General features: G+C 66.3%; 10 protein-coding genes. 8 read left to right on the plus strand and 2 right to left on the minus strand.

Annotation, left to right across the window (positions count from 1 at the left end; translation table 11 throughout):
- Nucleotides 1–162 precede the first annotated feature (162 nt).
- Both BLS11_RS18345 and BLS11_RS18350 read left to right on the plus strand, forming a co-directional pair.
- Nucleotides 163–1560: a sulfatase gene (locus tag BLS11_RS18345; protein ID WP_092539256.1), complete on the plus strand. Its 1398-nt coding sequence runs from the start codon at nucleotides 163–165 to the stop codon at nucleotides 1558–1560.
- 150 nt (nucleotides 1561–1710) lie between these two features.
- Nucleotides 1711–2817 carry a DUF354 domain-containing protein gene (locus tag BLS11_RS18350; RefSeq protein ID WP_245699016.1) on the plus strand — a complete coding sequence of 369 codons (1107 nt, stop codon included), beginning with the start codon at nucleotides 1711–1713 and terminating at the stop codon, nucleotides 2815–2817.
- A 345-nt stretch (nucleotides 2818–3162) separates the two neighbouring features.
- Here BLS11_RS18350 and BLS11_RS18355 read toward each other — a convergent pair whose 3' ends face one another.
- A complete protein-coding gene (locus tag BLS11_RS18355; RefSeq protein WP_092539258.1) occupies nucleotides 3163–4380 on the minus strand; it encodes a Gfo/Idh/MocA family protein in 1218 nt (405 codons plus the stop codon).
- Between the two features lie 156 nt (nucleotides 4381–4536).
- On the opposite strand from BLS11_RS18355, the gene BLS11_RS18360 reads away from it, so the two are divergent.
- The 4 genes from BLS11_RS18360 to BLS11_RS18375 all read left to right on the plus strand — a co-directional run bounded on the left by BLS11_RS18360 (nucleotide 4537) and on the right by BLS11_RS18375 (nucleotide 9316).
- The gene (locus tag BLS11_RS18360) at nucleotides 4537–5481 is read left to right on the plus strand and encodes a sugar phosphate isomerase/epimerase family protein (RefSeq protein ID WP_139172829.1); all 945 of its coding nucleotides are present in this window, start codon (nucleotides 4537–4539) and stop codon (nucleotides 5479–5481) included.
- Between the two features lie 145 nt (nucleotides 5482–5626).
- Nucleotides 5627–6724: an FG-GAP repeat domain-containing protein gene (locus BLS11_RS18365; RefSeq protein ID WP_245699017.1), complete on the plus strand. Its 1098-nt coding sequence runs from the start codon at nucleotides 5627–5629 to the stop codon at nucleotides 6722–6724.
- 54 nt (nucleotides 6725–6778) lie between these two features.
- Entirely contained in the window at nucleotides 6779–7651 is an 873-nt protein-coding gene (locus BLS11_RS18370) for a polysaccharide deacetylase family protein (protein WP_092539261.1), read from the plus strand.
- A gap of 162 nt (nucleotides 7652–7813) precedes the next feature.
- Nucleotides 7814–9316: a lipopolysaccharide biosynthesis protein gene (locus BLS11_RS18375; protein WP_092539262.1), complete on the plus strand. Its 1503-nt coding sequence runs from the start codon at nucleotides 7814–7816 to the stop codon at nucleotides 9314–9316.
- 372 nt (nucleotides 9317–9688) lie between these two features.
- On the opposite strand, the gene BLS11_RS18380 is transcribed toward BLS11_RS18375, so the two are convergent.
- The gene (locus tag BLS11_RS18380; RefSeq protein ID WP_092539263.1) at nucleotides 9689–10729 is read right to left on the minus strand and encodes a glycosyltransferase family 2 protein; all 1041 of its coding nucleotides are present in this window, start codon (nucleotides 10727–10729) and stop codon (nucleotides 9689–9691) included.
- A 473-nt stretch (nucleotides 10730–11202) separates the two neighbouring features.
- Here BLS11_RS18380 and BLS11_RS18385 point away from each other — a divergent pair, with 473 nt between their 5' ends.
- Together BLS11_RS18385 and BLS11_RS18390 are read left to right on the plus strand one after the other, a co-directional pair.
- Nucleotides 11203–12177: a universal stress protein gene (locus BLS11_RS18385; RefSeq protein ID WP_175454503.1), complete on the plus strand. Its 975-nt coding sequence runs from the start codon at nucleotides 11203–11205 to the stop codon at nucleotides 12175–12177.
- Nucleotides 12178–12449: 272 nt separating this feature from the next.
- The coding region (locus BLS11_RS18390) for a cytochrome b family protein (RefSeq protein WP_092539265.1) at nucleotides 12450–13180 on the plus strand (731 nt) is incomplete at its 3' end.

Genomic DNA, 13180 nt, shown 5'->3' on the forward strand with positions numbered 1-13180 from the left:
CGTAGCGGCGCGGCACTCTTCGTTTGCGGAGCAGTCCCGTGAGCCGACGCTTCCGGCGGGTCGTCCGCCGCTAAGATGGTCATAACCGCCGACACGTGCGCGCGAGAGAAACGTTAGTCGCTGACGAATTATCCGTCCCGGAATCATTTCGAACGATATCCAATGCCCCGAGACGTCGTCTGGATAACACTCGAAAGCGTCCGTCAGGACCACAGTTCGCTCGGCGGGTACGACCGCGACACGACGCCGTTCCTTCGGTCGCTCGGGTCCCGATCGGACGCCGCAACGTTCACGAACTGCTTCTCGCACGATATCTGGACTCGGTCGTCGAGCGCGTCGATACTGACCGGGTTGGCCCCCTCCGCGCACCGAACGTGGTCGCAGGACGACCGTCTCGCCAGCGACGTACCCACCGTCGCCGAGGCGTTCCGCGACGAGGGCTACCGAACCGCTTGTATCTCGCCGAACCCCCAACTGAGCGACGTGACGGGCCTCGCGCGGGGGTTCGACCACTTCCACTACCTCGGCAAGGAGAACCTCATCGAGGAGATGGGCATCCCGACGATGATTCGGTATCTCACCGGGTTGCGCCGCTACTCCGCCGGCTACACCACCGACACCCGAAAGCACTCCATCGGCTACCTCAACGAAGTCCTCTCGAAGCGCCACGTCCGCGCGGCGTCCGAGGAGGGAACCCCGCTCTTCCTCTACGTCCACCTCGGCGACAGCCACCACCCGTACTACCCGCCGAAACCGTATCAGGACGCGTTCACGGACGGGTTCGAGATGGGTCTCGACGAGGCGCTGGAGACGTCGATGGACATGTCCGAGAACCTCTACGAGTACATGGCTCGCGACCTGCCGTTCGCCGACGACGAGTGGGAGGCAATCCGAGCGATGTACGACGCCGAGATACTCAACGTGGACCAGACGACGCGGCGCATCGTCGAGTACGCCGAGTCGCGACTAGACGACCCTATCGTCGTCGTCACCTCCGACCACGGGGAACTGCTCGGCGAGTCGGGGCTCCTCGCGCACATGATATCGGTCGAAGACGCCGTCTCGCACGTTCCGATGGTCGTCTCCGGCGTCCCCGGCCTCTCGGGCACCCGCGACGACATCGTCCAGCACGCGGACGCGATGCAGACGGCCCTCACGGCGGCCGGCGTCGATTTCGACCTCCCCGTCGGCTACGACCTGCGCAAGAGCGACCGCGAGTTCGCCGTCACCCAGCGTAGCGGCGCCCGCGCGCAGGGGAAGTTCGGGAAACTCGCCGAGTCCGGCCCGCAGTTCGACGCGAGCGAATACCACTCCGACGACGTGACGAGCGTTCGGACGCCGGAGTTCCGCTACACCCGGAGTACCGACGGCGACGAACTGTTCGCCATTCCCGACGAGGAAACAGACGTGAGCGAGGAGCACCCCGATACTCGCGACGAACTGGCCGAAACGTGCGAATCGTGGCTCGAAACGTACGGCCTGCCGTACTCCGAGCAGCGCGAACGCGCGGAGTTCGACGACTCGATGAGCGACCACCTCGCGGACCTCGGATACATCTGAACCGCGGTCTGAGGGGGGCTAACTTCAGTTCGTCGACGCATAACAAAACACGTTCTCCGTCGCTGTACAGTCGATGACGAGGACACCTATCGTCTCGGAGCAGACACCGAGGAGCGACGACTGCGAGACGACGCGCGCGGGGGGATGGACGTGAGCGAGACGGAACTCGCGCGGGCGGACGACGACGCGCGACGGACGCCTCGGGGCCGACCGGTGAACGTGTGGGTGGACCTCGCCAGCCCGAGCCACCCGTTCTTCTTCAAAGCGCTCACCGACAGTCTCTCGAACGTCAGCACGGAGGTGACCGTCCGCGAGAAGACGGAAACCGTACCGCTCGCGGACGAAGTCGGCTTCGACTTCGAGACGGTCGGGAAGGACTACGAGAACCCGACGCTCCGGAAAGTGGGGATTCCCATGCGGACCGCGCAACTGACGTTCAACGCGCCCGCCGCGGACGTGGCGCTCTCCTCGCGGAACGCGATGTGCGTCCTCGCCGCGAAGGCGCGCGGGACCCCCTCCATCCACTTCACGGACAACGACATCTGCGCCTACGTGGACGACCTGAAGGCCGAGGAGCTGTACCACCGACTCGAAGCGCAGGCGACGCACAACGTCGTCCCGAAGGCGTTCGAGACGTCGGTGCTGACCGAACGCGGCGCGGACCCCGACAGCGTCCACACCTACGACGGGTACAAGGAGGACGTGTACGTCGCCGCCTTCGAACCGGACCCGACGTTCCCCGAGCGACTGCCGTTCGACGGCGAGGAGTTCATCGTCGTCCGCCCGGAGGCCCTCACGGCGACGTACGTGGACGCCGACGGGAGCATCGTCCCCGACCTGCTCGCGGGCGCGGCCGAACGCGACATCAACGTCGTCTACCTCCCGCGCAACGACGGCGACGAGAAGTTCGCCGAGGGAGTCCCCTCCGAGAACGTGTACGTCCCCGACGAGGCCCTCGACGGCCTCGAACTCGCGTGGCACGCGCGGTGCATGCTCACCGGGTCCGGGACGATGGCGCGGGAGGCCGCCCGCATGGAGACGCCCGCAGTCTCCTTCTTCCCGAGCACGCGCATCTCGGTGGACCAAGCGCTCATCGACGAGGGCGAGATATTCCACTCTCGCGACGCCGAGGAGATTCTCGACTACGTCGAATCGCTCACCGACGACGACGCGGAACCCGACCTGACCCGCGCGAAACGCGTCCGCCGCGAGGTGGCCGACCTGACCGCTCGTCTCGTCAACGAGTCCGTCCAGTAACCGACTGCGGCGAATCGAGCTGTCACGTTTTTTCTGCGGACGCGGTGGGGTAGAAACCAACGCGTTCGAGACGCAGTTCACCACCCAATCGGCCCGGAAACGGGTCCAGTCGTCGTTTCGTGTTGGTAACTCCGGACACGGTGGTGCGCCGAAGTCTACCAAAGAGGGGGAGTCACGGGTCGAGTCGGCACGCCCGTTTTGCGCGACCGACGCACCCGGTCATCGACGCGCCGATTTTTTCGCTGCGCCGCCGATGGCGGCGCGGCCGCCGTCGCGCGGGGGGCGGCGGAGCACGGAGAGGAGGAGAGGGGAGGGGGTGTGGGGAGGGGAGAGGAGGAGAGGACGTTACGACCGAGTGAGGCGTCCGAGTAGACGCGACGGGAGCGACCCCGACGACCCCGACGCGGCGTCGGCCCGCCGCGTGGCGCGCGAGGGCAGGTCCGAGTCGGGCCCGACTACACCGGCCTCGACCATCGCTTCGAGGGGATTGTCGTCTACCTCCAACGGGAGGTCGACCCGCCCGCGGCGGCGCGAGGACTCCCACGTCGCGAAGATTAGCTCGTCCGCTGCGAGGGCGTCTCGCGCGTCGAGTTCCGACCTCTCGCCAGTCCGGATCGACTCGATTACGTCCTCGATAGCGCGGGCGGTGTAGGTCGGTTTGTCCAACCGCCCCGCGAGTCCCTCGGACGCCTTGCCGAGGAGGTAACGGAGAGCGAGGCGAGGCTTGCTCAGTTTCGGGCGGTAGCGGGCGTCCGAGCCGGTATCGACCGTCTTCCACTTCCCGCCGTCGCGGCGGTAGGAGACGGTGCCGTCCGCTCCGACTTCGATGACGCCGTCGGTGCCGACGAGTCGGAAGAGAGCGCCGACGAACTCCTCGCCGCGACCGGTCGACGCGATGCCGTAGACGCCGTTCTCGTAGCGCCACTGCGCGACCGCCTGATTCTCGTTGTGCGCGCCGAACAGCACGTTCTCCTCGGTGTAGTCTATCTGGCCGAGCACCCACTCGACCGGCGTCCCGTCGTTGTAGTAGTTCGCGAGGTCGAACGCGTGGGTGCCGTTGTCGTAGAGGTCCTCCTCACGGAACTCGATTCGCTTCAGGTCGCCGACTTTCCCCTTCTCTAAGAGTCGCTTCGGTTCGGTGTACGGACGGCCGAACCGGTGCTGGTGGTTGATGGTGAGAGAGACCCCCTCGGCGTCGCACACCTCGACCATGCGCCTCGCGTCCCCCCACGTCAAGGCCATCGGCTTCTCGCAGTGGATAGCCCGGACGACGCCGCTTCTGGCCGTACCGACGACGATGTCCGCGTGGTCCGCCGGCGGGACGCAGACGCTCACTACGTCCGGTTCCGCCTCCGAGAGCATCTCCTCGTAGTCCTCGTAGACGCGGTGGTCGGGCACGTCGTGTTCCTCGGCGAACGCCTCGGCGTTCTCGCGAACCAAATCGGCGCACGCGACGATTTCGCAGTCGTCGAGTCGGCGGTACCCCTCCGCGTGACGGTACGCCATGGCGAACCCGTCGCCGTCCGGTGCTCCCGTTCCGATGAATCCGATTCGGTAGGTCACGGCGACGGATACGGGCGGCGTCGCGTTCAGTATGGACGGTATAACGGGGTAGAGGCCGGAGAGAAAGCGGGTACCCCCGACTCCGATACGGCCCGTCGAAGGCCCGATGGGGCTTAATAACCGTATAACAATGCTTACATGAAAGAGTTCGCGGGTATGAAGCGCAGACTCCGTCCAGCGTTCCAACTGCACAGCGTCCGGGAGTTCTCGGACCCCCTCCCCGAGGTGATTCGCCGCGTCGGCGCGGCGGGGTTCGAGGGCGTCGAGTTCGCGGGCCGTTTTCGGGATGCCGACCCCGACGCCGTCGCCGACGCCCTAGACGAGACGGGCGTCGAACCTGTCGCCGTCCACGCCGAACTGTCGGCGATAGAGGCGGCGGTCGAGGGCGAGAACGACCTGCTCGACCGGTGCGAGACGGTGGGCTGTGACCGCCTCGTCGTCCCCCGCGTTCCGTCGTGGTACTTCTGCAGTCGGTGGAACGTCCGCGAACTCTCCTACCGACTCACCGACCTCTCTCACGAACTCGACGCTCGCGACGTCGACATCGGGTACCACAACGTCAGAAACGACCTCTGGCCGTTCCTCCCCGACCGGGTGACCGAGACCCTCGAACGGTCGCCGCTTCCGGCCGGACTCGCCACCTACGCCTCCCGCGGACTGGCGGAGTTCGGCCGCGACGACCGGAACCGCATCCCCGACGAAACCGGCTTCTGGAACCTCGTCGCCCGCACCGCGCCCGACGACCTGTTCTTCGAACTCGACGTGGGTGAGGTGTACGCCGCCGGATTCGACCCCGTCGCCGCGTTCGAGGTGGTCTCGGGGCGCGTCCCGACGATTCACCTCCGCGACGTGGCTCCGACGGGTCGGTTCGGCGCGTACGAGGACGTCGAACGCGGAACCGGCGTCGTGGACACCGGTCGCGTCCTCTCGGCGGCGCGGCGGGCGGGCGTCGAGTGGGTCGTCTACGAGAACGAACTGGACGCCGGCCCCGACGAGAAACTCGAAGACGGCGCTGCGCTCGTTCGGCAGTTCTTCGACGACGAGTCCGCGGCGTCTGCGTCCGAAGGCGGAGCGTCGCCGACGGTCGGTTCGACGCGGTAAGTTGGCCGGCCGAACCCGTCTCCGACGCCGGATATTCGGCCATCGGACGTTAATATCGTCATTACAATCTCTCTATCGTACCGTTGTTGGGTCGTACATGGAGTTCCAACACAGCCGAATCGACGATTCCCCGCCGTGCGGTCAGATGAGCTTCTGCCTCACGACCGACCTGACGGGGAACGGCCTTCCCGACGTCATCGTCGGTGCGCTCGGCGGTATCTATCCGTTTACGGTCCCCGTCATCGGCAAGGATCTCAACCTCCGGAAACTGCCGGGAACCCGCGAAGTGATAAAGCAGATGGAGACGAACGTCTTCTGGTACGAGAACCCCGGGTGGGAGCGACACGACGTGGCGAAAGCGCCCGACCTCTCGGTCGGCGGGTCTCTCGGCGACATCTCCGGCGACGGGACGATGGACCTCGTCGCCGGGCAGAACCTGAACGAACACGACCTCTACTGGTTCGAGCAACCCGACGACCCCCGCGAGGAGTGGACGCGCCGCCTCATCACCGACGACTTCGAGAAGTACCACGACACCGCCGTCGCGGACGTGGACGGCGACGGCGAGGACGAGGTGGTCGTCCTCTCCCAAGAGAGCGCGGTCGTCTTCTACTACGACATCCCCGAGGACCCCCGGCGCGAACCGTGGCCGGTCGAGAACCGCCACATGGTCGCCGAGGACCTCGACGTGGAGGGCGTCGAAGTCGCGGACGTGGACGGCGACGGGACGGTCGAGATTCTCGCCGGCCCCAACGTGTTCCACCGGAACGGCGACGGGACGTGGGACCGCGAGAGCATCGCCGAGGGGTGGCCGTGGACGCGCCTCGCCGTGGCGGACGTGGACGACGACGGCGAGGACGAGATTCTCGTCACCGAGGGCGACCTGCCGTATCAGGATCCCGACGACCGACGCGCCCGACTCGGCCTGTTCGACCCGCCGGAGTGGACGCCGACCATCCTGCACGACGACCTGTCGAACCCCCACAGCCTCCAGGTCGCCGACATCGACGACGACGGCGACTTGGAGATATACGTCGCCGAGATGGGCCTCGAAGAGGGACACACCCCGCGGCAGTTCGTCTTCCACCGGAACGACGACGGGAGCTTCGAACCGGAGGTCATCGAAGAGGGCGTCGCGACCCACGAGGCGAAAGTCGTGGACTTAGACGGCGACGGCCGCCTCGACATCGTGGGGAAGGGGTACTCCGAGCGCAACGTGGACGCGTGGTTCAACGTGGTCTGAAGATGGTCGCACGGACGCACGCTCACCCGCGGAACTCCGTCAGCGAGAGGTAAGATGGCGCCGGAGAGCGACCTCCTGCCGCGGACGACGCGACGACTCGAACGGGCGGGGTTCGAGGCGTTGGGTCGCGCGGACCGGCGTCTCGGGTTCTCGCATCTCTACCCCGACGAGGCGAACGGCGTGCTCATGTACCACGCAGTCGGGTCGCCCGAGAAGTACGGGAACGTCTCGGTCGGTCGGTTCCGCCGCGATTTGGAGTACCTGACGACGCACTTCGAGGTGTGCGACCTGCCCGCCGTCCTCGACGACGACGGCGGAAAGCGCGTCGCGTTGACGTTCGACGACGCGTACGACGACTTCTACGAGAACGTTCTCCCCCTCCTCCGACGGTACGGGGTTCCGGCCACCCTGTTCGTCCCGGTGGCGTTCGTCGGCGGCGGGCGGACCGACCTCGCGTACCGGTTCGGCCGGTCGCCCGCGGAGTTCGACCGCTACAACGACCCCGAGGCGCACCGCGACTACGGCGGCCCCGCGCCGGGCGTGATGTCGTGGGACCGACTCCGCGAGGTTGCGGCCGACGAACTGGTGACGGTCGGAAACCACACGCGGACGCACCCCGACCTCTCGCGTCTCTCCGCGCCGTCGGACCTCGAACCGGAAATCGTCGGCGCGCGCGACGAACTGGCGGAGCGACTCGGCGTCGATATCGACCGATTTTGCTTCCCCTACGGCCGGTACTCCGAGGAGGCGGCGGAACTCGTCGCCGAGACGCACGACGTGAGCGTCACCTCGCGGCGGGGCCTTCTCTTCGACCCGGCGTCGAACGACGGACACCTCCTGCCGCGCGTCCGGGCGCACGACCCCGAACACCGCGTCCGGTGGGACCTCTCGGCGGTGCGGTGGCGACTGGTCGAACGACTCGGTTAACCGGCGACTCCGTTCTCTGACCTGACGCAGGGCCCGGATAATTGACGGACGACGGAAGGGTACGTATTCGGCCGTGGGACATTAACCCAGATATAACGATACCGACGTAGAACGCCCAATTCGAACAATGGCTCAGTTACGGACAAGCGAGGGGATGTCACCGTGAGCGGCCGGCTTCGTTCGCTCATCGAGGGCCTCATCCCCAGCGGTGGGACGGCAGAGCGAGTCGTCAAGAGCGCGATCTGGGCGATGGGACAGAACGCGTTCGGACGCGTCCTTCAACTCGCGATGCTCACCATCGTCGCCCGCCTCGTCGGGCCGGCGGAGATAGGTCTCGTCGGTATCGCGCTTCTCACTCTCAGCGGCATCAAGAAGTTCACGAAGATAGGTATCAACGACGCGCTCGTACAGCAGGTCGAAGAGAACGTCGACGAGCATCTGAACACGGTCTGGATTCTCGAAATCGCCCGCGGGTTGCTCATCTTCTCCGTGCTGTTCGCGGGCGCTCCGTTGGCGGGGATAGTGTTCAACGAACCGCGGGCGACGGACCTCATCCGCGCCATCGGCGTGTCGCCGCTCCTTCTCGGGTTCCGCAACCCCGCGATGGTGTACTTCCAGAAGAACCTCGACTTCCACAAGCAGTTCGTCTACCGCGTCGGCGGCGACATCGCGCAGGCCGTCGTCGCAGTCGGGTACGCCCTCGTCTGGCCGAACGCGTGGGCTCTCGTCGTCGGCTACATCGCCGCGGACGTGGTCCGACTCGTCGCCTCGTACGGCCTCGACACGTTCCGGCCGCAACTCGACTTCAACTGGGACTCCGCGAAGGGTATCGTGGACTACGGCAAGTGGATAACCGGGTCGTCCATCCTCTTTTTCCTCTACAGCGAGGGCGACGACGCCTTCGTCGGCTGGCTTCTGGGACCGGCGGCGCTCGCGTTCTACCAGTACGGGTACCGGTTCTCGAACGCCCCGGCCTCGGAGTTAGGGAACGTCATCTCGTCGGTGATGTTCCCCGCGTTCTCGAAGGTGCAGGAGGACCGTGAGCTCCTGCAGACGGCGTTCCTGCGGACGATACGTGTCACCGCGTTCGTCGCGACGCCCGTCGCCTTCGGCATCGCCGTCGTCGCCTCCGACTTCGTGCTGACGTTCTTCGGACCCCAGTGGACGGACATGGTCGTTCCGATGCAGATTCTCTGCGGGTACGGCTTCCTGCGGGCGTTGGGGCAAGCGTTCGGGCCGGTGTGGAAGACGCTCGACCGCCCGGACCTCGTCACGAAGTTCTCGGCGATTCGCGTCGTCCTCATGGCGATACTCATCTGGCCCGCGACGGAGATGTACGGAATCGTCGGGACGGCGGCCGTCGTCACGGGGATATACGTCTTCCCGATGATGCCGCTCGACATCTACGCCACCGTGAACATGATCGACGTGGGGTACACCGAGATAGTGCGCGAGATGGTGTACCCGTTCGCCGCCAGCGCCGTCATGGCCGGAATCGTCTGGTACGTCGATTCGATGCTCTCGTTCGGTCCGACCGTCGAACTCGTCGTGAGCATCGCAGTCGGCGCGGCGGCCTACGGCGTCGCCGTGTTGCTCCTCGACCGGCAGTCCAGTTGGGGTATCACCGGTAACATCCGCGGCATCGTCACGAACGCCCGTCGCTGAGACGGCGCGCCGCCGGAACCGCCGACCGCCGCTTCTTTTCGCCGTCGTCGCGATGGACGGACGTCTCCCCGTCGAGAGCGAACGCCGCAGATAGCCGCGCTTCCGCGGGAGCGAAAGCGGTCGAAGGGAGGAGACGAGAGGCCTGACGCGTCGCGGCCGAACGGGGAAGGCGAAGAGCGCCGGGCAGAGCGACGAGAGTCCGCGAAGTTACGGGTGAAGGGAGGACGGCACGACGGCGGACGCCGGACGGAGAGAGGACGAAAGAGCGAACGGCGAAGGACGACGGACGAAGGAGCGAAGGACGGCGGGCGAGGGTGCGAAGGACAACGGACGCGAGTGCGAAGAGAGAACGCAGACGACGGAGCGGCGACGTTACTCGGAGTCGAAGTCGTCGCGCGCCTCGAAGCGTTCGCCCGCGTACTCGGTTTCGAGGGGTTCCGCGGCGCGGGCGTCCAACCGGCACCCGAGGACGAAGAGGACGGCGCCGCAGACGCCGGTGACGACGCCGCGGAGGAGACCCGAGGAGTCGCGACGGCGGACGCCGCGTTCGGCGGCCCGGAGGACCGACCCCGCGCCGAAACACGTGGCGACCACGCCGAGACAGTACGCGAGGACGGCCGGCACGTACCGGGCGTCGCGGGAACGGGCCGCGAGTCGCCGGAGGAAGTTCCGGAGGAGGAGTCCCGAGAGTCGGGGGACGAACTCGCGGTAGACGATACCGCTCTCCTCGTCGCCGTACACCGCCCGGTGCGGGACGTTGACGACGCGGAAATCGTGGAGGTTCAGCGTCGTCAGGAGGTCGTTGAGGAACCCGTACTCGTCGTACACGTCCTCGAGCGGAATCTCGCGGAGCGCATCGACGGAGATGGCCGTGTACCCGTTCTGGGAGTCCACGGTTCGCCAGTATCCGCTGGAGAGGTTCGTGAGCGACGTGAGCAGGTGGTTTCCGAACAGACGCCACCGACTCATCTCGCCGACGTTCTCCCGTCGGCTTATCCGATCGCCCTTCGCGTAGTCGGCGCGCCCCTCGACGATAGGGTCGAGAAAGCGGTGGAGTATCGAGGGGTCCATCTGCGCGTCGCCGTTCATCACCGCGACCACGTCCATCTCGTCCTCCATCGCGGCGCGGTAGCCGGTTTTGACGCTCGCACCGACGCCGCGGTTCGTCTCGTGGCGGAGGGGGACGACGAACTCGCCGTCGCGGTGTCCGCCGTCGGCGACCATCGCCTTCTCTTTGTCGGCGTTCAGTCGCCGCGCGGTTCGCCGAATCTCGTCCCACGTCCCGTCCGTCGAACCGTCGTCCACCGCGTACACTCGGTCGACGAACGACGGGGTGGTCTCGATGGTTCTACCGACGAATCCCTCCTCGTTGTATGCTGGTACGACGACTGCGATTCGGTTTCCGTTGTACATAGATGAGTATCTTCGATGGCCACCCTCCGTCGCGGCGCAACCGCGCATCGGGGGCGAACTGCCCGGCGGGGACGCCCCCTTCTCGGTCCGCGGCGCGCGGCCGTCGGTACGGCCTTCGACGTAACGTATCTACAAACGGACTTTGTTATAGACTGACTTTTTGGGGTAGGCGAAAACTTCGGCGCGCAGAACCGCGGCGACAGACGCGAGCGAATCAGATTCGAAGGCGAATCGATCTCGGTCGGGTCGCTCCCGTCAGGCCGCCGGCTCCGATTTTTTTCGGACGGCCGCACCTCGCGGTGAGCGTGGCGCGACTCGTTATGAACGTCGTAACGGACGCGTCGGCGGGGGGTCGAACGCACGACCGACCATCGGCTCGGCTCGAACCGGTGCGACCGCAGTACGCCGCGCAGAATCGTCACACCGCCGAGAGTCTCCGATGCGCTTATGTGTGTTCGAGAGTTGCACGTGCCATGGACGCAAAACCGAGCGACGACCTGTCGTCGGACCCCCTGACGGAAGGGAATCGCTCGTCCCCCTCGACGCGAGGGTCGGTGAAACCGCGACACGACGGGGGGAGCGACGAGGAAGGACCGATTCTCGTACCGATACGGAACGACGAATCGACGACGCAGGCGTTCACGTACGCGGTCGCACTCGCGGACGCGACGGGACGGGAACTCGTGTTTCTCGACCCCGTCCCCGTCACTACCCAACCGCTCGACGACTCGGAGCGGAAGTCGTGTCTGGCGGAGGAACGCGCCGCGCGGGCGCGGAGCGTCTCCGACGGGGCGGTCTCAGCGACCGGAATCGTCAGGACGGGGAACACCGTCGCCTCCGCAGTCGAACGCGCGGTGACGAGCGTGGGAGCGAGAACCGTCGTCGTGGAGGAATCGCCGGCCGACGGGGTGTTGTCCGGGCTTCGACCCTCGACTGGCGAGCGAATCGCGGCCGGCGTGGACGTGGACGTGGTGCGGCCGAACGGTCGGGGGACCCTCGACGACGTTCGATCGATTCTCGTCCCCGTCGCCGGCGGCCCCCACTCCGGCCTCGCGGTGGACGCCGCGAGAGCGTTGGCCGCCGCGACCGGCGCGTGGATAGACCTACTGTACGTCACCGCGGCCGACGCGGCGGAGGCGGACCGCGACGCCGGGCAGGCCGTCCTCTCGGAGGCGAGTTCGAGGCTCTCCTCGTTCGACCGGGTGGATACGTGGTCGCTGGAGGCGGAACCGAAGGCGGACGTGGCCGACGTTCTCGTCCAACAGGCGGGGTACTACGACGCCGTGGTCATGGGCGCGCCGACGAAGGGACGGCTACGTCGGTTCGTCTCCGGGTCAACCACCGAATCCGTCGCCGAGAGCGCAGAGGTTCCGGTGGTCGTCGTCTCCGACAGTACCGGTCGCTCGTGGGACGAGCGAACCGTCGCTTCGGACGCCGAAGACGACTGACGCGACGACCCGTCCGTCGGCACACCACCGTGTCCGCTGAACTCCGGGAGTCGGCGGGAGACGAAGAGCGGAGACGCCCCGTCGGCGGAGCCCGGAGTAACGTCAGATATCGAATAAATGAAATAGAGATATAGGGATTGGACGGGGGAGGAACACGATTCCGCTTCCTTCGAATGTCTACTCGTCCGGACAGAACAACGAAGGGGACGTGTCGCCCCGTCGGGAAAAATGCCTATTCGTCTGGGACGCGCGTTACCACGTGTGTACGCGCCATGACCGAGGACGACCGAACGCCGGACGACTCCGGACGCACGGACGGGTCGGGTCTCCCGGTCGCTCCCGACGGGGAGACGCCGACGTGGCGGGAACGCAAGGAGCGCAGCGACGGCCTCTCGCGACTTACCTACGAGTACTTCGAGCGGTCTCGCCGCGAAGACCAGGACCTCCGGCAGGAGTCCGACTACGTCGAACGCGACGTGTTGGGCTTTCCGACGTGGCCCCACGAGATAATTCGTAACCTCTCTATCGCGAGCTTCTTCGTCGGTATCATCCTGTTTCTCTCGGCCACGATGCCGCCGCACATCGGCAACCCGGCGAATCCGAGTTCCACGCCGGCGATCATCCTGCCGGACTGGTACCTCTACTGGTCGTTCGGCCTGTTGAAGCTGGGTCCGCTGAATCCCGATTTGGCCGTCCTCGGCGGGCAGAAGCTGACGGCCGACCGGACGTACGGAGTGCTCGCGAACGTCGTCGTCGTCGGCATCATCGCGATGGTGCCGTTCCTCAACAAGGGGAGCGCCCGACGCCCCGTCGAGCAACCGTTCTGGTCCGCCGTCGGCGTCGGCGGCGTCGTCTTCGCGTTCACCATCTCGATTCTGGCCATCAAGAACCTGATGCCGATGAACGTTGACCTGCTGTTCGACCTCACGTTCATCCTCCCCATCGTCGCGTTCTTCGTCACCTACGCGGTGCTGAAGACGATGCGCGAGGGGTACATGTACGG

This window comes from Halopelagius longus, from assembly GCF_900100875.1.
Lineage (GTDB): Archaea > Halobacteriota > Halobacteria > Halobacteriales > Haloferacaceae > Halopelagius > Halopelagius longus.